12 protein-coding genes, 17 tRNA genes, 3 rRNA genes and 1 riboswitch are annotated in these 24,975 nt (G+C 40.1%); of the genes, 2 read left to right on the top strand and 30 right to left on the bottom strand.

The window, feature by feature from the left end; genetic code table 11:
- Window positions 1-102: 102 nt before the first annotated feature.
- The 3 genes from MKY76_RS01430 to MKY76_RS01420 form a co-directional block, all read right to left on the bottom strand.
- Window positions 103-2,922: an InlB B-repeat-containing protein gene (locus tag MKY76_RS01430; protein ID WP_342557290.1), complete on the bottom strand. Its 2,820-nt coding sequence runs from the start codon at window positions 2,920-2,922 to the stop codon at window positions 103-105.
- A 194-nt stretch (window positions 2,923-3,116) separates the two neighbouring features.
- Entirely contained in the window at window positions 3,117-5,633 is a 2,517-nt protein-coding gene (locus tag MKY76_RS01425) for a LuxR C-terminal-related transcriptional regulator (protein ID WP_342557289.1), read from the bottom strand.
- 26 nt (window positions 5,634-5,659) lie between these two features.
- On the bottom strand, window positions 5,660-8,203 hold the full coding sequence (locus MKY76_RS01420; protein ID WP_342557288.1) for a LuxR C-terminal-related transcriptional regulator: 2,544 nt from the start codon (window positions 8,201-8,203) through the stop codon (window positions 5,660-5,662).
- A 222-nt stretch (window positions 8,204-8,425) separates the two neighbouring features.
- On the opposite strand from MKY76_RS01420, the gene MKY76_RS01415 reads away from it, so the two are divergent.
- On the top strand, window positions 8,426-9,691 hold the full coding sequence (locus tag MKY76_RS01415; protein WP_257962269.1) for an Nramp family divalent metal transporter: 1,266 nt from the start codon (window positions 8,426-8,428) through the stop codon (window positions 9,689-9,691).
- 47 nt (window positions 9,692-9,738) lie between these two features.
- On the opposite strand, the gene MKY76_RS01410 is transcribed toward MKY76_RS01415, so the two are convergent.
- The 5 genes from MKY76_RS01410 to MKY76_RS01390 all read right to left on the bottom strand — a co-directional run bounded on the left by MKY76_RS01410 (window position 9,739) and on the right by MKY76_RS01390 (window position 14,723).
- Window positions 9,739-10,428, bottom strand: a complete 690-nt coding sequence (locus MKY76_RS01410; protein WP_048391929.1) for an ABC transporter permease — start codon at window positions 10,426-10,428, stop codon at window positions 9,739-9,741.
- Window positions 10,421-11,344, bottom strand: coding sequence for an ABC transporter ATP-binding protein (locus MKY76_RS01405; RefSeq protein ID WP_257962268.1), 924 nt, complete (start codon window positions 11,342-11,344; stop codon window positions 10,421-10,423). Before MKY76_RS01405 ends, MKY76_RS01410 begins: the two co-directional genes overlap by 8 nt.
- 130 nt (window positions 11,345-11,474) lie before the next feature.
- Window positions 11,475-12,410, bottom strand: a complete 936-nt coding sequence (locus MKY76_RS01400; protein ID WP_342557287.1) for a sensor histidine kinase — start codon at window positions 12,408-12,410, stop codon at window positions 11,475-11,477.
- Between the two features lie 6 nt (window positions 12,411-12,416).
- Entirely contained in the window at window positions 12,417-13,109 is a 693-nt protein-coding gene (locus tag MKY76_RS01395) for a response regulator transcription factor (protein ID WP_342557286.1), read from the bottom strand.
- A 150-nt stretch (window positions 13,110-13,259) separates the two neighbouring features.
- The gene (locus MKY76_RS01390; RefSeq protein ID WP_054548681.1) at window positions 13,260-14,723 is read right to left on the bottom strand and encodes an amino acid permease; all 1,464 of its coding nucleotides are present in this window, start codon (window positions 14,721-14,723) and stop codon (window positions 13,260-13,262) included.
- A gap of 81 nt (window positions 14,724-14,804) precedes the next feature.
- Window positions 14,805-14,981, bottom strand: a riboswitch (Lysine riboswitch).
- A 178-nt stretch (window positions 14,982-15,159) separates the two neighbouring features.
- Here MKY76_RS01390 and MKY76_RS01385 point away from each other — a divergent pair.
- Window positions 15,160-16,368 (top strand): MFS transporter, encoded by a 1,209-nt coding sequence (locus MKY76_RS01385; RefSeq protein ID WP_048391934.1) that lies wholly within the window; start codon window positions 15,160-15,162, stop codon window positions 16,366-16,368.
- A gap of 61 nt (window positions 16,369-16,429) precedes the next feature.
- Here MKY76_RS01385 and MKY76_RS01380 read toward each other — a convergent pair whose 3' ends face one another.
- The 22 genes from MKY76_RS01380 to MKY76_RS01275 form a co-directional block, all read right to left on the bottom strand.
- Entirely contained in the window at window positions 16,430-16,963 is a 534-nt protein-coding gene (locus tag MKY76_RS01380; protein WP_342557285.1) for a hypothetical protein, read from the bottom strand.
- Window positions 16,964-17,012: 49 nt separating this feature from the next.
- Window positions 17,013-18,059 (bottom strand): nitric oxide synthase oxygenase, encoded by a 1,047-nt coding sequence (locus tag MKY76_RS01375; protein ID WP_342557284.1) that lies wholly within the window; start codon window positions 18,057-18,059, stop codon window positions 17,013-17,015.
- A gap of 570 nt (window positions 18,060-18,629) precedes the next feature.
- A tRNA-Glu gene (locus tag MKY76_RS01370) sits at window positions 18,630-18,701 on the bottom strand.
- A gap of 1 nt (window position 18,702) precedes the next feature.
- A tRNA-Asn gene (locus MKY76_RS01365) sits at window positions 18,703-18,779 on the bottom strand.
- Window positions 18,780-18,785: 6 nt separating this feature from the next.
- A tRNA-Ile gene (locus tag MKY76_RS01360) sits at window positions 18,786-18,859 on the bottom strand.
- Window positions 18,860-18,863: 4 nt separating this feature from the next.
- Window positions 18,864-18,937: transfer RNA gene (locus tag MKY76_RS01355), tRNA-Gly, on the bottom strand.
- Between the two features lie 5 nt (window positions 18,938-18,942).
- Window positions 18,943-19,018, bottom strand: a tRNA-Phe gene (locus MKY76_RS01350).
- A 6-nt stretch (window positions 19,019-19,024) separates the two neighbouring features.
- Window positions 19,025-19,117, bottom strand: a tRNA-Ser gene (locus MKY76_RS01345).
- Between the two features lie 13 nt (window positions 19,118-19,130).
- Window positions 19,131-19,206, bottom strand: a tRNA-Ala gene (locus MKY76_RS01340).
- A gap of 15 nt (window positions 19,207-19,221) precedes the next feature.
- Window positions 19,222-19,298 (bottom strand) — tRNA-Pro (locus MKY76_RS01335).
- A gap of 15 nt (window positions 19,299-19,313) precedes the next feature.
- Window positions 19,314-19,390 (bottom strand) — tRNA-Arg (locus MKY76_RS01330).
- Window positions 19,391-19,408: 18 nt separating this feature from the next.
- Window positions 19,409-19,481 (bottom strand) — tRNA-Lys (locus MKY76_RS01325).
- Between the two features lie 13 nt (window positions 19,482-19,494).
- Window positions 19,495-19,569, bottom strand: a tRNA-Gln gene (locus tag MKY76_RS01320).
- A gap of 9 nt (window positions 19,570-19,578) precedes the next feature.
- Window positions 19,579-19,654: transfer RNA gene (locus tag MKY76_RS01315), tRNA-His, on the bottom strand.
- A 48-nt stretch (window positions 19,655-19,702) separates the two neighbouring features.
- A tRNA-Trp gene (locus MKY76_RS01310) sits at window positions 19,703-19,776 on the bottom strand.
- A 4-nt stretch (window positions 19,777-19,780) separates the two neighbouring features.
- Window positions 19,781-19,864: transfer RNA gene (locus tag MKY76_RS01305), tRNA-Tyr, on the bottom strand.
- 7 nt (window positions 19,865-19,871) lie between these two features.
- Window positions 19,872-19,947, bottom strand: a tRNA-Thr gene (locus tag MKY76_RS01300).
- An 8-nt stretch (window positions 19,948-19,955) separates the two neighbouring features.
- Window positions 19,956-20,031 (bottom strand) — tRNA-Asp (locus tag MKY76_RS01295).
- Window positions 20,032-20,035: 4 nt separating this feature from the next.
- Window positions 20,036-20,111: transfer RNA gene (locus MKY76_RS01290), tRNA-Val, on the bottom strand.
- An 11-nt stretch (window positions 20,112-20,122) separates the two neighbouring features.
- Window positions 20,123-20,238 (bottom strand): 5S ribosomal RNA (rrf, locus tag MKY76_RS01285).
- 70 nt (window positions 20,239-20,308) lie between these two features.
- Window positions 20,309-23,236: ribosomal RNA gene (locus MKY76_RS01280) — 23S ribosomal RNA — on the bottom strand.
- A gap of 182 nt (window positions 23,237-23,418) precedes the next feature.
- Window positions 23,419-24,970 (bottom strand): 16S ribosomal RNA (locus tag MKY76_RS01275).
- Together the 16S, 23S and 5S rRNA genes with 17 tRNA genes alongside form the textbook arrangement of a ribosomal RNA operon.
- Window positions 24,971-24,975: the final 5 nt, after the last annotated feature.

Genomic DNA, 24,975 nt, shown 5'->3' with positions numbered 1-24,975 from the left:
GGTAATTATTTACTCCTACTATTGAGGAATGTTAATTATTTTTAGGTAAATACAAAAATCCCATCATTGGTAGTCTTATCACACCAGTGATGGGATTTATTCTTATTGAGAGAGGGCTCTATATAAAAAGATTGCGAATTCTGCCCGTGTAACAGGATCATTAGGTCTAAAATTACCTTGATCACCTATTGTGATACCGTTTGACGCAAGAATAGCAATATAATTGTATGCCCAATGAGCAGCAGATACATCATTAAATGTTTCTTTCTTATGGGCTGTTAAGGTTAAAGCCTCGACCAATACTTTTGCCATTTGTGAACGTGTCATATTAGATTTTGGGTGGAAGTTTCCATCTATGCCATCAAACAGTCCTGCTTGTTGCACTTGTTTAATTACCTCAAAATAGAGATGACTTTCAGGAATATCATTAAATATAAACGTCTCTTTTTTCGGTTCTAGCTCTAACGCTCTGGTTAACATCAGGGCAACATGCTGGCGCTGAATTGGTGCATTTGGCTTGAAGGTGCCATCTTGATAGCCTGTAATAATGCCCTGTCTTGCCATCTCCTGAATCATCGTCCATGCCCAATGTTCTTGAGAAATATCTGAGAAGATGATATCTGACTCTTGTTGGGGTGCTGACTCTGTTGGCTGTGGATCAGTTGGCTCTTCAGGTTTAGGCTGTGGTTTTATAGGTATGGTAGGCTCCGGTATTGGGGCTGGATTCGGAGATATACTTCCTCCACCACCCGTTGAACCGCCTGTTACCCAATGGGCATATAATGTAAGATTGGCCTTCACTACATCTTTGGAAAAATCCCATGGTATTGTGAGATTAATATCCTTATACCAGCCTGTAAATATATAGCCAGCCTTTGTGGGATTTACTGGCTTTATTGCTAAGGTGTCTTCCGTTACCTTCTGTGATACTACTGTACTTCCTCCATTTGTTTCAAAATCCAACGTATATTGCGTGGCTACCTTTTCCCATTTGGCATACAAGGTTGTATTTTCGGTTACCTTATCCGTTGCAAAATTCCATGGTGTATTGAATGCGGGATCCATATACCAACCTGCAAATTCATAGCCTGCCTTTATTGGGTTTGCTGGCTTTATTGCTAAGGTGTCTTCCGTTACCTTCTGTGATACTACTGTACTTCCTCCATTTGTTTCAAAATTCACCGTATATTGTGTGGCTATCTTTTCCCATTTGGCATACAAGGTTGTATTTTCGGTTACCTTATCCGTTGCAAAATTCCATGGTGTACTGAATGCGGGATCCATATACCAACCTGCAAACTCATAGCCAGCTTTTGTTGGGTCCGCTGGCTTTGTTGCCAAGGTATCTTCAGTTACCTTCTGTGATACTACTGTACTTCCTCCATTTGTTTCAAAATTCACCGTATATTGAGTGGCTATCTTTTCCCATTTGGCATACAAGATTATATTCTCTGTTATCACATCTGTATCAAAGCTCCAGGGTATATTCAATTCTTCATCCTTATACCAACCACCAAATGTAAAACCTGCTTTCACTGGAGCATCTGGGACTACCGCCTTTTCTCCAGCCAGTACTTTCTGTACCTCTATGGTGGTATCAGTATTTGTTTCAAATGTAACTGTGTACTGTTGTACATTTCCCTTGGCATAAATTCTTAATGGCTGTGTTACATTCCCATCCCATTGTGTTACCCATGATAAATCCTGGTACCAACCTTCAAAAGTAACACCTTGGCTGATAAATGTATTTGCTCCTGACATTAATGGGCTATTAAATTGAACCCATTGTAACCGATTAATTTCAAATGCCCTATCCCCAATGCTCTTTAAACTGTTTGGGAAAGAAACATTCGATAATTGATTATCATTAAATGCCAGATTTCCTATACTAAGAAGACTATCTGGAAGCTCTATAGATGTAAGACGATTTTGTCCAAATGCCCAATCCCCTATACTTGTAACATTATTAGGAATGACTATACTTTTTAACTGATTATTATAAAATGCCAGATTTCCTATACTAAGAAGACTATTTGGAAGTTCTATATTTGTTAAGTAATTAGCTTGAAATGCTCCCTTCCCTATACTTGTAACACTATTTGGAATGTTTACAGTTGTTATCTTATTACTTTCAAATACATTATTTCCTATACTTGATATACTGTTTGGAAGTTCCACATTAATTAACTGATTATAGGCAAATGCCTCATCTCCTATACTTGTTACGCTATTTGGAATCTTTATATTAGTTATCCGATTGCTTGTAAAAGCTCGGGTACCTATTTTTGTTACACTATCAGGAATATTTACAGTTGTTATTCGATTTCCAAAAAACGCCTGATGCTCTATATCAGTAACACCATCAGGTATATCTACATGTACTAGCTGATTACCATAAAATGCTTGATATCCTATGGTAGTGATGCTTTTTGAAATGGCCACGCTTGTTAATTTATTGTTGTGGAATGTCCAACGTCCTATATCCGTCACACTATCGGGAATCACCACCGTGCTCAGCAGATTATCTGCAAAAGCCCAATCACCTATCGTTATTACACTTTCAGGAATCACTATTTCTGTTAGTTTAGAGTCGTAAAACGCGAGATTTCCTATAATTGTTACGGGCTTCCCTCCAATAATTTCAGGAATAATCACAGGTCCCCCCGCGCCTAAATATTTTATAATCGTTACACCGGTGCTATTTGGTTGTATCTCAAATTCGCTTGTATTGAAATTGGTTAAATGACGATTGCTATCTATTTCCTCATGATCTTCAACTTCACTCTTATTATCTACTTCATTTCCACCTGCTTCTTGAACTTTTTCTTCTATGTCATTTTGTTCATTCGCATAGGTCAGGGGTTGCCCCCATTGGAAAAAGAGCAGTAATACCATAAGTATAATGGTAATGTTTTTCTTCATTCATCCTCTCTCCTTCTGTAAATTTTCAGCTTCAACATAGTCCCCTTCCTTTGTGAATCCTTTCGATAATGCTTCTATATAAGGAAAACACTCTTCTTTATCATAAAAAAATCAATTTACTTCTACTATTGAGGAATGTTAATTTTTCACTAACTATAAACAAACCGCTATCAAAAAATTGATAGCGGTTTGCTTTATTTGGATTGTTTTGATAATATTGCCTGCGCTCGATTTTTAACACCTAACTTACTATAAATCCCCGATAGATAGACACGTATGGTACCTTCAGATAAAAATAATTGCTCGGCTATTTCTTTATTTGAAGCACCTTCTGATAATAATAAAAATATTTCCTGTTCACGAGTTGTAAGGGACGCCAATGGTGAAATTTGCTTATACTTTTGAACACATTGGAGCAAGTGCTCAACGTAGCTCATGGAAACCTCCCTCCACTCCATTTCAAAAGATTGCTTTCGAATAGCGGCATATTTTTTTAATAAAGCATATGTTTGAGGCTCATCTATAAAGGTTCTGATATATTGATATGGTTCGGCTAATTTCAAGGCTTGATGTAATTTTTCTAACGCCTCATCTGCTTGTCCTTGCTCAACCAAACATATGGCTAATAAAATTGTCGCTTCTATACGAGTAGATAGCTGTTCTTGTTGTTGCGCCTGTGATTGCACCTTTATAATCAATTGCTGCGCTGCTAGTAGATGTCCTTCCATGAGTAAATAACGTGCTTTTACTAGCAAATAAAATGGAAAATCCTTACCTACTTTGACCTTAGCTAACTCCTGTTCTGCTTGGACAACATTGTCTTCACGTAAAAATAATAGTGCCTTCATTACTCTTATACTATCAATCCACTGGCGTTCATTGACAGCTTCAATTGCATGATCTAAAACCCCTTGAGCAACTATATATTGCTGTTCTAACACGGCTATTTTACTTTTAAGAATATACATCGGTACTAACAATCCTGCATCTTGAAATTGATGTCCAGAACGTATAGCTTCCTCTAATTCTGTTGATAGCTCAGCAAATTGGTTCCACTCATATAATTTTTCTGCACGCACGCCATAGCTATAGCCCGTCATACTTAAGTTTTTAAATTTCCCTGTTCTAAACTTAGCAAAATAAGACATAGCCTGTTCATCTGAAAGTAACTTTCCTCGAGACCCGATATTTGTTCTAAACAACATAGGCTCTGATTGATTATATTGTATAAATATTGCGTCCCATTTGGACCCGACTGGATTTCTCTCCAGTCTTTGTCGAATATATTCCCCAGCTTGAGAAAGATCTCCGTTTTTCATGACAAAGACATAGGCTTTCACACCTAGAAAATCATCGACAGCAGATGCATACTCACTTTTATTCATCCATTGATTGGACCTATGCTTTTGTTCTAGGTCTAGTATCGTCCGATAAGCATCTTCTAAATTGTGTAATGCTGCGAGTGTATAGGCATACATTACCATCAACTCTGGGTGTACCTCATAGCCATTAGACAAAAATGTATCAATCCATTTTACATAGGATGTTGAATGACCACAGGAAAGAAATGTTACAAGATGCTCCTGAATCCATTGTTCAGCATACATAAATACGTTGCCGCTTAAAGCAAGCTCTATAGCAGATAAAAAATTCCCATTATTATATAAAGCTACAGCTGCCTTTTCATATAAATACAAAATATCCTGCTGAGTAAAACGATTGCTCAATTCTTGGCGCAATGCTTCTCTAAATAAATTGTGATATCGAAAAACCTGCTCTTTTGCTTCTACTCTGCTAATAAATAATCCTTGTTGATCAAGCTCTAATAAGACTACTTGAGCATCAGTACGGTTTGTTAGGACATTACATGTATCAGCGGTTAATTGTTCCAAAAGTGAAGTATAAAGAAGAAAGATTTGTAGGGGTGGTGCTAGTTTTGAAAAAACCTCACTCATTAAATATTGGAACACATATAAATTACTTTCTCTAAACTCTTTGTCTACATTGTGGAAACCTGCTAAATTAGTTAATTGCAACCCTGTTGGCCAGCCCTCCGTTATCTCAAAAACCCTTTGAAGTGCCTTTACATCCAGCTTATTATTTAAATTTTTATAAAATTTTATTGTCTCTTCATATGTAAAAAGAAGTTGCTCTAAACCAATTTCAAGCAAGCAATGGTTTAATCTCCACTTTGCAATAGGTAATGAAATAGTTGATCTACTAGTCAAATAAATAAAGCAATTTTCAGGTAAGAAATCAATTAGTCGAGTCATCGCTTGATGGATAGCAACATTATGAATATGATGATAATCATCAATCATAATATGAATCTTTTTAGTAGATAGCGATAATTCATATAAGAGAGAGTCCACTAAAAACTCTAATGGTAACTGTGGTTGAGCATGGAGTATAGAATCAATCCGTGAGGCAGCTTCAGGCTGCAAGGAATGACCAATAGCGTGAATTAAATACTTCCAATAACGAATGGGATCATTGTCTGTTTGGTCCACTGTATACCATGCAACTGTCGTTTCAAGTTGCTGAAACCAACTACTTAACAAAGTGGTTTTACCATACCCTGCTGGCGCTTGTACTACTATAAGTTTTGCTGTTGACTGGTGTAGAATGGCATTTAATCGTTCTCGCTCAATAATTTGCTTGCCCGTTTGAGGGACTGTTGTTTTTGAGGCTACTAAAATATTTGGCATCATGTAGACCTCCCTTCTCTTTAACAACTTTAAAAGCCTAGCCATTCTTTTGCCCATAAAATGGCCTTCGTGCGAGATTTCACACCTATTTTACTATAAATTCCTGTTAAATATATACGAATTGTTCCCTCTGTCAGCTGCAATTGTTGTGCAATCTCCTTATTAGAAGCACCTTCTGCGAGTAATTGCAGAACATCTTTTTCTCTTGCAGTAAAGTTAGCGAAAAACTCATCTTCTGAGCTGTCATTCTGCAATAGTTTATTTACATAGGCTAATGGCACTGACTTAAATGTATCTCCCTTACTATGCTGACGTAGACGCCAGTATTTATTAAGTAATGGCCAGATAGTATCCTCCTCTATAAATGTGCGGTAATATCCATAGGACACTCCATGTTCAAGGGTAGCGTGTAATACTGTTAAAGCAAAATCCTCTTTACCAAGTGAAAAATGACAAATGGCTTCTAGCAGACCTGCTTCAATAAGCGTAACGATTTGCTTTTCCTGAGTTGCCCCTTCTTTTAAACGAATAGCAGTTTGCAATGCTTCCTCCAGTTGATTTTTAGCATATAGGATTTTACCTTGAACTAATAAATAAAAGGGATTTCTTGATGCAATTCTATAATTCATAAAATCTGTAACTTTAAAAAATTCCTGTTGCGCATATGAAATATTCCCTTCCAATAAATAAGATTGTGCTTTCATAATATAAAGCATACCGACCCAATAAGGTTTATCGGTTTCCTTCATAGCTTCAATCAATAACATATGAGCTTCTTCGAATTGTTTTTTAGTCATATAAATACGAGCCTTTAACAAGTACATTGGTATAAATAATCCTGGATCTTGAAAACGTAAACCGTATTGTAAACCGATCTGTAGCTCTTTACTTGCTCTATCTAAATCATTTATCTCATACAAAATTTCGGCTAGTAACCCATAGGTAACCCCTGTAATATTTCGCTCCCTTATTTCACTTTCATTCAACACGTGAATCAATTCATCCATTTTTTCTACTGATAAGAATTTTCCTCTTGCTCCTACAAACGTACGTAAAATTCTAGGCTCAAATTGATTATATTTTAAGGATATATGATATAAAGATGATTTATTCTTTCTTACATTTACGCGTGTTTGTAAACCTACTTTTGCTTTTTCAAGATTTCCATCCTTGATATAACCAATATAAGCATTCATAATTTCAAAGATTTTTGATACAGCAATGAACTGAAAACCATCCATCCATTTCCATTTATTTTGTTTAAATAGTAGTTCCTCTATGATTTTATTCGCCTGATCAATTTCATGGGTTGAAAACAGAGTAGTAATATATAAGACAAGCATATTAATATCTACTGGAAACTGAGCATTCCTTAATTTCTGTATCCACTGCCCGAATAATAGAGTATGTCCCTCGGCAAATATTTCGACTAAATATTTTTGAATCCATTCATGTGCAAGCTTGTATAATTCGCCATTTAAAGCAAGCTCAATTGCCGCTACATAGTCTTCTCTTTGGCATAAATTAGTGGCTGCTTCGTAATAAATAGAGGTAATCATTTCATAGGAATATTGCCTTTGAAATTCTACCTGTAGGGCATGCCTAAATAAAGTTTGGTAACGATAAACGGGTGGATGAGCTTGTACTTGTTCGATAAACAAACAATTTTTCTCCAGCTCTGAGAATGTAGTTAAACTATCTAATCCGTTCGTGATGGATGCACAAACACTCGGATCTAAGTAGTTTAAAATGGAAGTTCTTAGTAGAAAATCTTGCAATTCATGAGGTAATATTAAAAGAATTTCTTGCATGAAGTACTCATGTATATATGAACTAGCTTTGGCTAAAATTTCTTCACTACTAAGATTACCTATCATTCCTCCTGTTGATAGCTTTATCAGTTGGATACCTGCTATCCAGCCCCCTGTAGTCTTTAATAAAGGCTTCAGCGCATCCTTCTGTTCATCATTAGTAACAGAATTAAAGAAAGATTGTAGCTCTTCTAAATCAAAACATAATTGACCCGTCCCGACTTCTAGTATCCAACCTTTTACACGCCATTTTGCTAGTGGAAGTTCTAAATTAGTTCGTGTAGTTATATAGATCCGTGCATTGGCTGGTAAATATTCAATAAGTCGATTGATAATTTGATGAATTTGAGGGTTGTGGATTTCTTGAAAATTATCAAAAACAATATGAATATTTTCTTTATATGTATCCAAATCGTTTAACAGTGTATCTATAATTGTTTCAAAAGGTGGTGTTTCATCTAGTATATTGTTTAACTTTTGTTCTACATTCAATATGCTAAAAGATAATGTATGTATTAAGTACTTTAAAAATCTCACAGGATCATTGTCATTCTGATCGATAGTAAACCATGCTACCGATTCATCAATATGCTTCAACCACAGACTTAAAAGAGTCGTCTTTCCGTATCCTGCGGCTGACCGTATAATGGTTAGTTTCTTCATTCGATTGTTAGATAAAATAGAAAATAATTTCTTCCTCTCTAATACATTTGGCACTGTACGTGGAATTGTTACTTTTGATTTTACCCATACCATATCCATCACCTTGTCTCCCTTCTACATTTCATTAGTTCTATAAATTTCGAATTTTTCCTGCAATTTAATTTTTCTACTCATTCACTTCATCCAAAAGAGCATACTTATTTTAGAAGGATAAAGCAAACTACTTCACTTTTTTTATTCCTAGCGTTAGAATACTAATATCTTATTTTCCTATAGGAAACTTTATTTCACTGATGATACTTTTTGAAACGAGGGAACAATATGGTTTACAAACGAGTCACAAAATCGTCTGCAGAGGCGGTTTTAGATGGAGATATAAAAGGTTGGCGAAGATTCTTGCCATTTTTAGGACCTGCTTTCATTGCAGCAGTCGCCTATATTGATCCTGGCAATTTTGCTACAAATATTACAGCAGGCTCTCAATACGGCTACCTGCTACTTTGGGTTATAGCCTTTTCTAATTTAATGGCCGTGTTAATTCAGTCCCTGTCTGCCAAGCTTGGGATTGCGACAGGAAAAAATTTACCTGAAGTCGCACGCGAGCATTTTTCTAAAAAAACATCTATCTTTTTATGGATACAGGCAGAATTGGTCATCATTGCCACAGACCTCGCGGAATTTATCGGAGCAGCATTAGGGCTTTATTTACTTTTTAATATCCCAATGCTTCCCGCCGCATTGATTACAGCAGTAGGTTCATTCGCTATTTTAGAGTTGCAAAGAAGAGGATTTAGAGCCTTTGAAGCAGGTATTTCTGGAATGGTTTTAATTGTTGTATTGGCATTTGCCTTCCAAACATTTTTAGCGCAGCCAGCATGGGGCGATGTGGCGATTGGCATGTTCACACCACAATTTGAAGGTGTAGATTCACTATTATTAGCAACAGGTATTTTAGGTGCAACCGTTATGCCTCATGCTATTTACTTACATTCTTCTTTAACTCAAAGTCGTATTATTGGTCGAAATGAGGCAGAAAAAAAACGTATTTTCCGTTTTGAATTTATCGATATTATCATCGCTATGATTATTGCTGGTGCCATCAATATGAGCATGCTCATCATTGCCGCAGCCGTATTCCATACCCAAGGTGTTGTAGTTGAAGATTTAGATGTTGCCTATAATGGCTTAAAAGTTGCGCTCGGCCCAATGGCTGCCATTTCCTTTGGTCTTGGTTTACTTATTGCAGGGCTTGCTAGCTCCTCTGTAGGGACTTTAGCTGGTGACGTAGTGATGCAAGGCTTCATTCAAAGAAAAATACCTCTTTATTTACGTAGAGCGATTACCATGGTGCCACCACTTGCAATCATTGCCTCTGGTGTGAATGCTACCTATGCTCTCGTTCTTAGTCAAGTTGTTTTATCATTTGGTATTGCCTTTGCACTTGTCCCTCTTGTTATGTTTACAAGTAAACGAGACATTATGGGAAGCCTAGTTAATCACCGTATTACAACTGTTTTAGGTTGGTTTGTCGTAGTCGTTGTTGTTACGTTAAATATTTACTTACTGTGGGAAACAATTTTTGGATAACAAAAAGCCAGGTACTCTATAGCAATGAGCACCTGGTATCTTTTTGATTAAACATCCACCTTTTCGATATTTCTAATGGCTAAATAAGCAATACCAAGACCCACGATTGCTAAAGTAATTGGAATAATAATAATATCGTTTAAAGTAAAGTTACCTGAATTTGACGAAGTTACAGACACAATTATAATAGATGAAATGATAGTTGTCGGTATAGAGTATTTTCTCATCCCGAAATACAATGGGATTAAAGCTATACCTGAGGCAGCAATCGCATTCATCAATACAGAAGGTATTTGCTGGATAATTAAAGAACTAGATAGTACATCAGGAATTAATTCATATCGATCGCTTATGATACAAAAAATGGTTGTAATAAGAGCATTGGAGATAATGATCATACTGAAAGTAAATAGCATGACAATAGCAAGCTTTGCGACCATTAATTTCTTTCTACTTATAGGATACATAAAGGCTAATGTAATGGTTTTAAATTTATATTCTCCGATGATTAACTTAGCTATTAACGTAGAAGCAAAAATCATAAAAACTGCTCTTACAAATGAATCAATAACACTGAATGCAACCTCATAATTTTCAAGCCCTGGATCTCCTTCCACTTTAGAAATAAATAAAATCATAAACAAAAAACCAAGAATAACAAAATTAGCGATAATGGCTCCTTTAACATATGAACCTAAATGAAATTTTTTCATTTCTAAACGCATTAAATTAAGCATGGACAACACCTCCATTGATTAGCTTTAAGAAATAATCCTCTAATGAACTAGTTTTTTTACTAATCTCTTCAATCTCAACGTCATGTTCAATTAATGCTCTCGATAGGCTTTGTTGGGATACTGTTGAGTCGTATATACGTATAGAGTTATCATCCATCAGCTTAAAATTCGTAATGTTTAATTCGGTTTCAATAATAAACGCTGCCTTTTTCCCATCACTTACGATCACTTCCGTATAATTGACCTGATCACGATTAATAGTATCCATTGCTACCTCAGTGATAAGCCTTCCATTCTTAATAACACCTATTGTATCGACCAATTGTTCTATTTCAGCTAGAATATGACTAGAGATAATAATAGTTATGCCGTACTCCTTACAAAGCATCTTGAAAAGCTCTCTTAACTCCTTTATCCCTACTGGGTCCAATCCATTAATTGGTTCGTCTAATATAAGTAACTCTGGCTTTGTAATAATGGCCCTTGCGATGCCTAATCTTTGCTTCATCCCCAGAGAAAAATCTTTAACCTGCTTATTCTCTGTATTCGATAACTTTACTAAATTAAGAACATGTGCAATTTCTTTCTTATCATAATAACCCATGTATTCACAATGTAATTCCAGGGTCTCTCTAGCCGTTAATTTTTCATAAAAAATAGGATATTCAATAATTGTCCCCATTCTTTTTAGTATTTCATAGGATTTGTCCGTCAATTTCGCCCCCAAAATTTCTACATCCCCACTTGTAGGTTTCGTAAGATTAGTTAGCATCTTCATAACAGTCGTTTTACCCGCACCATTAGGACCTAAAAATCCATAAATCTCACCTTTCTTAACGTTCATATTGACAGCAGAAACAACTTCCTTTCCATCGTACACTTTCGTAAGCTGATTTGTTTTTACAATGTATGTCATGTAATTCTCTCCCTCAATTGTGACTAGTTTCATTATAAAAAATGAAACTCTCTATTTTATTACTGCATTCTTACAAATTTCTTAAGTAAAAAAGCCTGCAAAGCATTAAAGCTCTACAAGCATAATGGATTCAATACATCATTCGCTTTAACGAAATCGTAAAAATAGTTTTTTCATAGGGAATACTCGATAAACGGATCGAGCCATTCATTATTTCTACAAGCCGCTTTGTAATCGTTAGTCCCAGACCGCTACCTTGGAAAGATTTATTTCGAGAATCCTCAAGTGTATACATCCTTTCAAAAACGCGATCGATATGGTATTCATCAATGCCCTTGCCACAATCCCACACATCAATATCAATATTGGCTTCATCGTTTCTTATAGTAATTCCAATTACATTGCCATCTGCTCCATATGCAATAGCATTAGACAGTAGATTGTTTAGCACTCTATTTAATGCTTCTTCATTACCAAGTGCATATATGGAGCTTTCAGGGATATCAATTTTAATATCTAATCCCAATGAAGTAACCAAATCGTAAAAAGACAAAACATTTTTTCGGCATATTTCACTGACATTGATTTTAGTGATTGGATAATCTGTGTCCCCAGCCTCTAATTTTGCCAAGTCAAAAAATGTATGAATAATTTTTAATACTTCTAATGTTTTAGCATGTACACCCGTAAGTAAACGTTGCTGTTCCTCGTCACTAATCCCGTTTTGAAGTTGAAGCATTTCAATATAGCCAAGTACAACGGTTAAAGGCGTTTTAAGATCATGTGAAATATTGGCCAACATCTTTTTCATGGAATTTTCCATTTTACGATGTGTAGCCTGAATTTTTTGATGTTGATCTAGCAAAGTATTCAGTGTAATAAGTAACTGTTGAATTTCTGAATTTGTAGTTGTTACTAGAATCTTTTCATACATCTGTTCATTCACAATTACGTGTAGTTTTCGATGAATATATTGGATAGCACGTTCTTGTTCCTTCTTGATTTTCCATTGAAAAATAAGAATGCCGATTAGCAATACAATGATTAATAATAATAGAAATATCATATATTTTTACCCTTCAAATTTATAGCCGATTCCCCATAGGGTTTTAATATAGTGAGGATGTGACGGATCATCTTCTATTTTTTCACGGAGTCTTCTGATATGTACATTTATAATATTTTCATCTCCATAATAGGCATCTTTCCATATCGTCTGATAAATTTGCTCTTTGGTAAAAACTCTGTGACGATTTGTCACAAACAATTTTAAAATGGAAAATTCCTTTGATGTCAGCTTTATCTCTTGTCCGCTCTTTGTTATTGAGAAATTAACGATATCTATCTTTAAATTATCAATTTCAAGGACCTCTTGCTTTTGTTCAGCTTGACTAGAGTATTTCGTAGCTCTTCTGATAACAGCCTTTACACGTGCTGAAAATTCCAGCATAGAAAAGGGTTTAGCAATATAATCATCTGCCCCTAATCCTAAGCCCAATGCTTTATCAACATCACTGTCTTTTGCAGACATAATAATGATAGGAAGTGCTGCCTGCTCTCTAATAATCTTTAATACTTCCAATCCATTTAATTTAGGTATCATAATATCTAAGATGACCAAATCAAAGATATTTTGCAAACAATTTTGTAATGCCTCTTCGCCATTAGTCACTGTTGTGACATGGAAACCTTCCATCGTTAAGTAATTAGAAACCATTTCACGAATGGCTTCATCGTCTTCTACAAGTAAAATATGCTTTTGCACTATGATGCACCTCTCCTATCAAAACCCAATTTCCATATGTATATTACATTACCATATTTATGATGTATCATTAGAGATTTGTTTATGAGTGTTGAAAAAAGAGCTGCTCCATAAACCATCACTCTTTGGTTTATAGAACAGCTCTATTATTTAATCTTCAACTTTTAAATCACAATCTTCAAGTGGAAGCATTTTTGTTTTGTGCTTTAATTTATAGCCAAACCATAATGCTAAAAATAATGGAATCCCAATATACGAAACAAGGATACCGTACCAATCAATCTTATCGCCTGTAAAGGCTGTGTAATTTTGTCCAATGACTACGATCATACAAACTGTAAAAGCAAATAATGGTCCAAACGGATATAATTTGGCTTTATAAGGTAATAACTTTGGATCTAAGCCTTGTGCATCAAACGCTCGGCGGAAACGATAATGACTAAACGCAATACCTAGCCATGCAATAAAGCCAGACATTCCAGAAGCATTTAATAGCCAGATATAAACCACTCCATCGCCAAAGAAGGATGCCAAAAATGCTAAGCAGCCTACAGCTAATGTTGCCATAAGTGCATAAATCGGAATACCTCTACGACTTAGCTTTGCAAAAAATTTAGGTGCATGTCCATCCACTGCTAATTGCCATAACATACGAGAAGATGCATATAGTCCTGAATTTCCTGCTGACAGCATAGCCGTTAAAATAATGGCATTCATTAATGAAGCAGCAAAGGCAATACCTAGGCGGTCAAACACTAGTGTAAACGGTGATACTGCGATATCTTCTGATAATAAACGTTCGTCTGTAAATGGAATTAACATCCCAATTGCACCAATCGCTAAAATATAGAACAAAAGAATACGCCAAAATACAGATTTAACAGCCTTCGGAATATTTTTACCAGGATCATCTGTTTCACCAGCTGTAATTCCTAGTAATTCTGTCCCTTGGAATGAAAATCCTGCAGCTAGGAAAATACCAAATGTAGCAAGGAAGCCACCATGGAATGGCCCATCACTAACAAAGAAATTAGTGAAACCTACAGGAGCCTGCCCACCTAAAATACCAAAAATCATTAGTAAGCTAATGATAATAAAAACAATAACCGTTGCTACTTTAATCATGGCAAACCAATATTCACTTTCACCATAACTTTTTACGGATAGTAAATTAAACGTCAATACAACAGCAATAAATAATACTGTCCAAAGTGCTGATGAGCTATCTGGGAACCAATATTTCATAATTAATGACACAGCAGCAATTTCGGCAGCAATGGTGATTGCCCAGTTATACCAGTAGTTCCAGCCTAATGCAAAGCCCAAAGCAGGATCTACAAATTTGGTTGCATACGTACTAAATGAACCTGAGGATGGCATATAGGCAGCCATTTCCCCTAAGCTTGTCATTAAAAAATACACCATAATACCGATTAAAGCATAGGCAAGCAATGCTCCTCCAGGCCCTGCCTGAGCAATTGCACCTCCACTGGCTAAAAATAGCCCCGTACCAATTGTACCGCCTAAAGAAATCATTGTAATATGACGGCTTTTTAATTCTTTTTTCAGCTTCGGCGCTTTATGTCCGAGCTGATTTACTTTTATTTCACTCACGATATAGCTTCCTTCCTATTTATGAGGCAAAAAAATGCCATCACATATACACTGTGATGGCTACGTTAATCCTCAGTTTTCCTACATGATAGCTCAACACGTTGTGCAAACGTGACAGTTCTGTTCCTTTCGGAGACAGCCCCAGCATGAGGTTTTCAAGTCCCCTCACACTTCGGCAATATTTCCTTTCAACTAATTTCATCAATGCTTGTCATTTCAATTAGCATACTTATAAATATCGCGACCTCTACCTCAATACAAACATGAGGCATATAATTATTAAATTTATGATGTTTATTATACTAACATAAGACCATAGACATTTCAATACAACCACAAATGTTCTGTATTTTATGAATCTTCTACTATTTTTAATAGTGTGATAAAGTGTTATAGTAGTTCAATTAGAATGGTTATTATTAGGGGGGATTTTATTTTGACTACAAATGATCATTCCACTAGTTTTCCAAGTAAAAAAATTAGCTGGAAAGGAACAACCTTACTTTTAGTCTTTGGAGTTATCTTTATAGCCTCTACATTACGAATGCCACTAACTGTTGTTGGCCCAATTATATCCTTTATCCGTGAAGATCTTGGAATATCTAATGTTTTGGCAGGCTTTCTAACAACGATACCATTGCTGGCTTTTGCTGTTATATCTCCATTTGCACCAGTTGTAGCACGCAAACTAGGGCTTGAGCTAACATTATTTTTATCCACTTTTCTCTTGGCTTTAGGAATTGTCCTACGTTCACTTGGTACTACAGAATTACTTCTATTGGGTACTGTGTTAATTGGCGTAGCCATTTCTTTTGGAAATGTACTAATTCCAGGATTACTGAAGTTGAAATTTCCCTATCATGTGGGTTTATTAATGGCGTTTTTCACCATGTCCATGAATTTTACTGCTGGCCTTGGTGCTGGTATTAGCTATCCGATAGCTAATTCATCGTTAGGCTGGCAAGGTGCACTTTCCATTGCACTCATACTCGTTCTAATTACAATCTTAATTTGGATACCTCAACTAAAATCAAATAAACCGGAACCAGTTACTACATCTAAGAAGACCAGTACACCTTTATGGAAATCACCTGTTACTTGGGCTGTCACAGGGGCAATGGGTTTACAATCTTTATTATTCTACACAACAGCAGCTTGGATACCTGAGATCTATATTGCTCAAGGTTTAGCACCTGATAAAGCTGGCTGGATGTTTTCAATCATGCAATTCTCACAAGTACCAATGGCCTTAGCAGTGCCTATTATTGCTGGTAAAATGACTTCTCAACGCCCACTTGTATTGATGTTTACATCCTTCTATTTAGTAGGCTTTGTTGGGGTTGTCATGGAATGGACAAGTCTTGGGGTACTGTGGATGGTTCTTCTAGGGTTAGCAGGTGGTTCTTCATTCGCCCTAGCAATGATGTTCTTCACTCTCCGGACTCGTACTGCATTTGAAGCAGCAGATTTATCAGGCTTTGCACAATCTTTGGGTTATTTATTTGCCGCAATCGGTCCTATTCTTTTTGGCTACTTGCATGATTTATTTGGTGGCTGGAATATTGCGGGATGGCTCTTTGTCGTTGTAGCAATGTTACTCTTCTTTTGCTCAATGAGAGCCTCTAAGGATGAGTATGTGCATTAAAATTAAATAAAGCAGGTGGATTAGATTCCTCCATCTGCTCTATTTCTATAGTGTTTAAACATTACTTAATTGTCGGATTGCGGAGTAATGTTAGCAATTCAGCAAGGCATTCTGATGCTTCATTATGACGAGCTGTTATAGTAGAAAAAATAGGAACAGCCTCTTGTAAAAGCATATAACTATAATAGTAATAGCCTACAAAAGCTTGCTCCTCATAGCCCTTTGGCGTTTCTTTCTCCCACTCCTGTTCATCATTATCCTCATTTTCTATCCACAAATAGTTGACGTCTAATAGCTCCTGCATATTTTTAACAGTATTGACTGGGTCGAGATAATCCTTGGTAATAGCATGTGCCACAGCTAAATATAACTGTACCTCTTGTAAGGAGACAGCCTCTAATTTTTTACGAGTAAGCTTTTTTAGCAGGACAAGCAAAACCCATGGTGTCACCTGCCACAGTGTTCCTTGATGTTCAATTAATTCAGCTAGCTGTGTGTATTGCTCCTGTTCTATCAGCTTAGGAATGGCTGTACCTCTACCATAAGGTGTCGTCAATTGTCTCCATGGGATATTGGGAATTTGCTGATCTAACATAGTAAGCCCTCTCTCATCAAAAGTATCGAAAGTAAACAATTCTTTTACACTAATAGCATGGTTTTTGATAAAAATAATTTGGTGTATGATAAATATTTACATAGGGTTTATGGAATATATGAGTTGTGGCAGGGGAAAGTGGTGGGATTAACCATGTCCAGTTGCCTGTAACTTCTCTTCCTGTTGATTTTTCTGCCTCCTCAAACAATTTAAACTGCTGAGCTGCTGTATGATGATCAACAATGCTCACACCATCTTCTTTAAATGAGTGAAGAACAGCAATATTAAGTTCTACTAAAGCACGATCACGCCAAAGAGACGCTTGTTTGGTTGTATCAAGATTAAAAATCTCTGCAATTGCAGGTAACATATTATAACGATCATGATCTGCTAAATTTCGTGCACCAATCTCTGTTCCCATATACCAGCCGTTAAATGGAGCTGCTTGAAAATCAATTCCAGCCATTTGAAAACGCATACTCGAAATAATAGGTACGGCATACCACTTCATTCCTAATTTCTCCATATCGATTGACTCTGGATGACGGATTGAGACCTCTACTATATTTTCTTCAGGAATTACAAACATTTGAGGAGCACGATTATCCACCTGTATAACGAGTGGTAATACATCAAAATCAGTTCCTTTACCTCTCCATCCTAACGACTCACACACTTTTGTAAATTTAATGGACTGTGAATCTCCAATAATGCCTGCATCTGTTTCATAGCCTGCATAACGAATTAGTTGATGATTCCAAATCCGTACTCTATCTGAAGCAAACACTGTTATAGTTGGACGAATTTTCCCATGATTTGTCGCATAATCAATATGTTCTAGTAATTTTTGAAAAATAGCCTTTTCATCTAAAACATCACGTGCATCTACCACATGCAGTGACTGCCAAAACAGACGTCCAATACACTTATTGCTATTTCGCCATGCCACCCGTGCGCCAAAAACTAGCTCCTCTGTTGTTGGGTGATATTCACCTGCATCCTTAACTGCCTGTAATCTATTCTTTAACCAAAGTTCTGATTCATTTTGTTCTGTCTGATATAGACTTAAAAATTGCTGTATCTCCTGTATATTCATATCGATTCCTCCACTTATCCTCATATTAGAGGAACAAAACAACAAGCACCATGAAAATAGTAATTGAAAAAACATACATATTTTATATATGAAATAGTTTGTTCATATTTACTCTATAGACTCTCTTTCGTAAGAGAATGTAAGGGAGAAAGATATTAATTATTATAAAAAGGCTACAGTAGTCATGTAGCCTTTTTCAGGGGGTTGTAGAACAAAGAAATCAATAGAATTTTTGTAAATGGTGAAAAAGCTATTCGTTCTGGGCTACTTACTTGCTGCTGGTGCTTCGCTTTCGCATAGAGCAGAACCAGTTTCACAAATTCTCTGGGCAGGATTTCGCCTGTATCGCTATACTAGAGAAGTCAAGCAGCCTTCACAAAAGTATTGACCATGGAAGTGTACGTGGTAAGTGAAACGGTTTATAGGAGCCCATAGTAAGATGCTAGGGGAATGAAATTCAGTCCCTCACCTTGCAAATAGATCTTTTTCTGCTATTGCATTATCTTTTATCGTTTAACGAACAGGAGAATAGAAAAAAGCATGTAACACACATCTGTGCTACATGCTTGATGACCCGTACGGGATTCGAACCCGTGTTACCGCCGTGAAAGGGCGGTGTCTTAACCACTTGACCAACGGGCCGTGGCTCCGAAGGCAGGACTCGAACCTGCGACAACCTGATTAACAGTCAGGTGCTACTACCAACTGAGCTACTTCGGAATAATATGGGCCTAAATGGACTCGAACCATCGACCTCACGCTTATCAGGCGTGCGCTCTAACCAGCTGAGCTATAGGCCCATTTTGGAGCGGGTGATGAGAATCGAACTCACGACATCAGCTTGGAAGGCTGAGGTTTTACCATTAAACTACACCCGCAATAATGGTGGGTCAGGACGGAATCGAACCGCCGACACTTAGAGCTTCAATCTAATGCTCTACCAACTGAGCTACTGACCCGAAAAATGGAGGAGGTAGAGGGATTCGAACCCCCGCGCGGTGTTACCCGCCTGTCGGTTTTCAAGACCGATCCCTTCAGCCAGACTTGGGTATACCTCCAAAAATATTACAATGGTGGAGCCTAGCGGGATCGAACCGCTGACCTCCTGCGTGCAAGGCAGGCGCTCTCCCAGCTGAGCTAAGGCCCCATTTATCATGAAAGATGGTCGGAATGACAGGATTCGAACCTACGACCCCTTGGTCCCAAACCAAGTGCTCTACCAAGCTGAGCTACATTCCGTAAACATGATTTTATTGGCGCGCCCGACAGGAGTCGAACCCATAACCTTCTGATCCGTAGTCAGACGCTCTATCCAATTGAGCTACGGGCGCATGTTAATTAAAAAATGATGAGCCATGAAGGACTCGAACCTTCGACCCTCTGATTAAAAGTCAGATGCTCTACCAACTGAGCTAATGGCTCGTGAAATTAAAAATGGCTGGGGTACTAGGATTCGAACCTAGGCATGACGGAATCAAAATCCGTTGCCTTACCGCCTGGCTATACCCCAATTTTAAAATGGGGCGACTGATGGGAATCGAACCCACGAATGTCGGAACCACAATCCGATGCGTTAACCACTTCGCCACAATCGCCACTATATAGATTATATTAGCTGTATTATGAACGAGTACCTCAATACCTGGCAGGGGCAGTAGGAATCGAACCCACACCAAAGGTTTTGGAGACCTCTATTCTACCGTTGAACTATGCCCCTAAAATGGTGGAGGGGGACGGATTCGAACCGCCGAACCCTAAGGAGCGGATTTACAGTCCGCCGCGTTTAGCCACTTCGCTACCCCTCCAAGGGAATGGTGCCGGCGATAGGAGTCGAACCCACGACCTACTGATTACAAGTCAGTTGCTCTACCAACTGAGCTACACCGGCAATAATAATGGCGGTCCCGACCGGGATCGAACCGGCGATCTCCTGCGTGACAGGCAGGCATGTTAACCGCTACACCACGGGACCAAAATGGTGGAGGATGACGGGCTCGAACCGCCGACCCCCTGCTTGTAAGGCAGGTGCTCTCCCAGCTGAGCTAATCCTCCACAAAAAATAAGCGAAGCGACGTCCTACTCTCACAGGGGGAAGCCCCCAACTACCATCGGCGCTAAAGAGCTTAACTTCCGTGTTCGGTATGGGAACGGGTGTGACCTCTTTGCCATCATCACTAGACTTTGTATTTAATTGAAAGATTTGCTCTTTCAAAACTGGATAAACGATACATTGAATGTTTCAAACTTTTTTGGTTAAGTCCTCGATCGATTAGTATTCGTCAGCTCCATGTGTCACCACACTTCCACCTCGAACCTATCTACCTCATCGTCTTTGAGGGATCTTACTTACTTGCGTAATGGGAAATCTCATCTTGAGGGGGGCTTCATGCTTAGATGCTTTCAGCACTTATCCCGTCCACACATAGCTACCCAGCGATGCCTTTGGCAAGACAACTGGTACACCAGCGGTGTGTCCATCCCGGTCCTCTCGTACTAAGGACAGCTCCTCTCAAATTTCCTACGCCCACGACGGATAGGGACCGAACTGTCTCACGACGTTCTGAACCCAGCTCGCGTACCGCTTTAATGGGCGAACAGCCCAACCCTTGGGACCGACTACAGCCCCAGGATGCGATGAGCCGACATCGAGGTGCCAAACCTCCCCGTCGATGTGGACTCTTGGGGGAGATAAGCCTGTTATCCCCGGGGTAGCTTTTATCCGTTGAGCGATGGCCCTTCCATGCGGAACCACCGGATCACTAAGCCCGTCTTTCGACCCTGCTCGACTTGTAGGTCTCGCAGTCAAGCTCCCTTGTGCCTTTACACTCTACGAATGATTTCCAACCATTCTGAGGGAACCTTTGGGCGCCTCCGTTACCTTTTAGGAGGCGACCGCCCCAGTCAAACTGTCCGCCTGACACTGTCTCCTGCCCCGCTAAGGGGCATGGGTTAGAATTTCAATACAACCAGGGTAGTATCCCACCGACGCCTCCTTCGAAGCTGGCGCTCCGAGATCTCTGGCTCCTACCTATCCTGTACAAGTTGTACCAAAATTCAATATCAGGCTACAGTAAAGCTCCACGGGGTCTTTCCGTCCTGTCGCGGGTAACCTGCATCTTCACAGGTACTATAATTTCACCGAGTCTCTCGTTGAGACAGTGCCCAGATCGTTACGCCTTTCGTGCGGGTCGGAACTTACCCGACAAGGAATTTCGCTACCTTAGGACCGTTATAGTTACGGCCGCCGTTTACTGGGGCTTCAATTCGCAGCTTCGCTTGCGCTAACCACTCCTCTTAACCTTCCAGCACCGGGCAGGCGTCAGCCCCTATACGTCACCTTACGGTTTTGCAGAGACCTGTGTTTTTGCTAAACAGTCGCCTGGGCCTATTCACTGCGGCTCTCATGCGCTTGCACGCTCAAGAGCACCCCTTCTCCCGAAGTTACGGGGTCATTTTGCCGAGTTCCTTAACGAGAGTTCTCTCGCACACCTTAGGATTCTCTCCTCGACTACCTGTGTCGGTTTGCGGTACGGGCACCTCTCACCTCGATAGAGGCTTTTCTTGGCAGTGTGAAATCAGGAACTTCGTCCATACGGACTCGCCATCACAGCTCAACGTTACAGTGTGCGGATTTGCCTACACACACGCCTTACTGCTTGGACGCGCACAACCAACGGCGCGCTTACCCTATCCTACTGCGTCCCCCCATTTCTCAAACGGTGAGGAGGTGGTACAGGAATATCAACCTGTTGTCCATCGCCTACGCCTATCGGCCTCGGCTTAGGTCCCGACTAACCCTGAGCGGACGAGCCTTCCTCAGGAAACCTTAGTCATACGGTGGACGGGATTCTCACCCGTCTTTCGCTACTCATACCGGCATTCTCACTTCTAAGCGCTCCACCAGTCCTTCCGATCTGACTTCAACGCACTTAGAACGCTCTCCTACCACTGACATCGTAGATGTCAATCCACAGCTTCGGTGAATCGTTTAGCCCCGATACATTTTCGGCGCAGCGTCACTCGACCAGTGAGCTATTACGCACTCTTTAAATGATGGCTGCTTCTAAGCCAACATCCTGGTTGTCTGTGCAACGCCACATCCTTTTCCACTTAACGATTACTTTGGGACCTTAGCTGGTGGTCTGGGCTGTTTCCCTTTTGACTACGGATCTTATCACTCGCAGTCTGACTCCCGTGTATAAATATCTGGCATTCGGAGTTTGTCTGAATTCGGTAAACCGGGATGGCCCCCTAGTCCAAACAGTGCTCTACCTCCAGTATTCTCATCACGAGGCTAGCCCTAAAGCTATTTCGGAGAGAACCAGCTATCTCCAAGTTCGATTGGAATTTCTCCGCTACCCACACCTCATCCCCGCACTTTTCAACGTGCGTGGGTTCGGGCCTCCAGTAAGTGTTACCTCACCTTCACCCTGGACATGGGTAGATCACCTGGTTTCGGGTCTACGACCACGTACTATTTCGCCCTATTCAGACTCGCTTTCGCTGCGGCTCCGCCTTCTAAAGCTTAACCTTGCACGTAATCGTAACTCGCCGGTTCATTCTACAAAAGGCACGCTATCACCCATTAACGGGCTCTAACTACTTGTAGGCACACGGTTTCAGGATCTCTTTCACTCCCCTTCCGGGGTGCTTTTCACCTTTCCCTCACGGTACTGGTTCACTATCGGTCACTAGGTAGTATTTAGCCTTGGGAGATGGTCCTCCCGGATTCCGACGGAATTTCACGTGTTCCGCCGTACTCAGGATCCACTCAGGAGAGAACGAACTTTCGACTACAGGGCTTTTACCTGCTCTGGCGGACCTTTCCAAGTCGCTTCATCTAACTCGCTCTTTTGTAACTCCGTATAGAGTGTCCTACAACCCCAAGAGGCAAGCCTCTTGGTTTGGGCTCTTCCCGTTTCGCTCGCCGCTACTCAGGGAATCGATTTTTCTTTCTCTTCCTCCAGGTACTTAGATGTTTCAGTTCCCTGGGTCTGCCTTCAAGACGCTATGTATTCACGTCAAGATACTACGCGATTAAACGTAGTGGGTTCCCCCATTCGGAAATCTCCGGATCAAAGCTCACTTACAGCTCCCCGAAGCATATCGGTGTTAGTGCCGTCCTTCTTCGGCTCCTAGTGCCAAGGCATTCGCCGTGCGCCCTTAATAACTTAACCAAGTTATTAAGCCTATAAAAAAACTTAAAAAATAAATGTGTTTGTTACAATTTCAATGTCGTTTTATCCAGTTTTCAAAGAACAAGTTTTGAAGTGTTTCATTCAGATAGAATGAACCTTCAAAACTGAACGCAAAACGTAATCTTACAAACCCAAGGTTTGTATTCCGAAATAATCCTTAGAAAGGAGGTGATCCAGCCGCACCTTCCGATACGGCTACCTTGTTACGACTTCACCCCAATCATCTATCCCACCTTCGGCGGCTGGCTCCAAAAGGTTACCTCACCGACTTCGGGTGTTACAAACTCTCGTGGTGTGACGGGCGGTGTGTACAAGGCCCGGGAACGTATTCACCGCGGCATGCTGATCCGCGATTACTAGCGATTCCGGCTTCATGTAGGCGAGTTGCAGCCTACAATCCGAACTGAGAACGACTTTATCGGATTAGCTCCCTCTCGCGAGTTGGCAACCGTTTGTATCGTCCATTGTAGCACGTGTGTAGCCCAGGTCATAAGGGGCATGATGATTTGACGTCATCCCCACCTTCCTCCGGTTTGTCACCGGCAGTCACCTTAGAGTGCCCAACTAAATGATGGCAACTAAGATCAAGGGTTGCGCTCGTTGCGGGACTTAACCCAACATCTCACGACACGAGCTGACGACAACCATGCACCACCTGTCACCGTTGCCCCCGAAGGGGAAACTATATCTCTACAGTGGTCAACGGGATGTCAAGACCTGGTAAGGTTCTTCGCGTTGCTTCGAATTAAACCACATGCTCCACCGCTTGTGCGGGCCCCCGTCAATTCCTTTGAGTTTCAGTCTTGCGACCGTACTCCCCAGGCGGAGTGCTTAATGCGTTAGCTGCAGCACTAAGGGGCGGAAACCCCCTAACACTTAGCACTCATCGTTTACGGCGTGGACTACCAGGGTATCTAATCCTGTTTGCTCCCCACGCTTTCGCGCCTCAGCGTCAGTTACAGACCAGAAAGTCGCCTTCGCCACTGGTGTTCCTCCAAATCTCTACGCATTTCACCGCTACACTTGGAATTCCACTTTCCTCTTCTGCACTCAAGTCCCCCAGTTTCCAATGACCCTCCACGGTTGAGCCGTGGGCTTTCACATCAGACTTAAAGGACCGCCTGCGCGCGCTTTACGCCCAATAATTCCGGACAACGCTTGCCACCTACGTATTACCGCGGCTGCTGGCACGTAGTTAGCCGTGGCTTTCTAATAAGGTACCGTCAAGGTACAGCCAGTTACTACTGTACTTGTTCTTCCCTTACAACAGAGTTTTACGATCCGAAAACCTTCTTCACTCACGCGGCGTTGCTCCATCAGGCTTTCGCCCATTGTGGAAGATTCCCTACTGCTGCCTCCCGTAGGAGTCTGGGCCGTGTCTCAGTCCCAGTGTGGCCGATCACCCTCTCAGGTCGGCTACGCATCGTCGCCTTGGTGAGCCGTTACCTCACCAACTAGCTAATGCGCCGCGGGCCCATCCTATAGCGACAGCCGAAACCGTCTTTCAGTCTTTCACCATGAAGCAAAAGAGATTATTCGGTATTAGCCCCGGTTTCCCGGAGTTATCCCAAACTATAGGGTAGGTTGCCCACGTGTTACTCACCCGTCCGCCGCTAACGTCAAAGGAGCAAGCTCCTTTTCTGTTCGCTCGACTTGCATGTATTAGGCACGCCGCCAGCGTTCGTCCTGAGCCAGGATCAAACTCTCCATAAAAGAAA

It is taken from the genome of Lysinibacillus sp. FSL P4-0201, from assembly GCF_038593425.1.
Classification (GTDB): Bacteria; Bacillota; Bacilli; order Bacillales_A; family Planococcaceae; genus Lysinibacillus; species Lysinibacillus capsici.
This window is presented reverse-complemented; position numbering and strand designations above follow the sequence as displayed.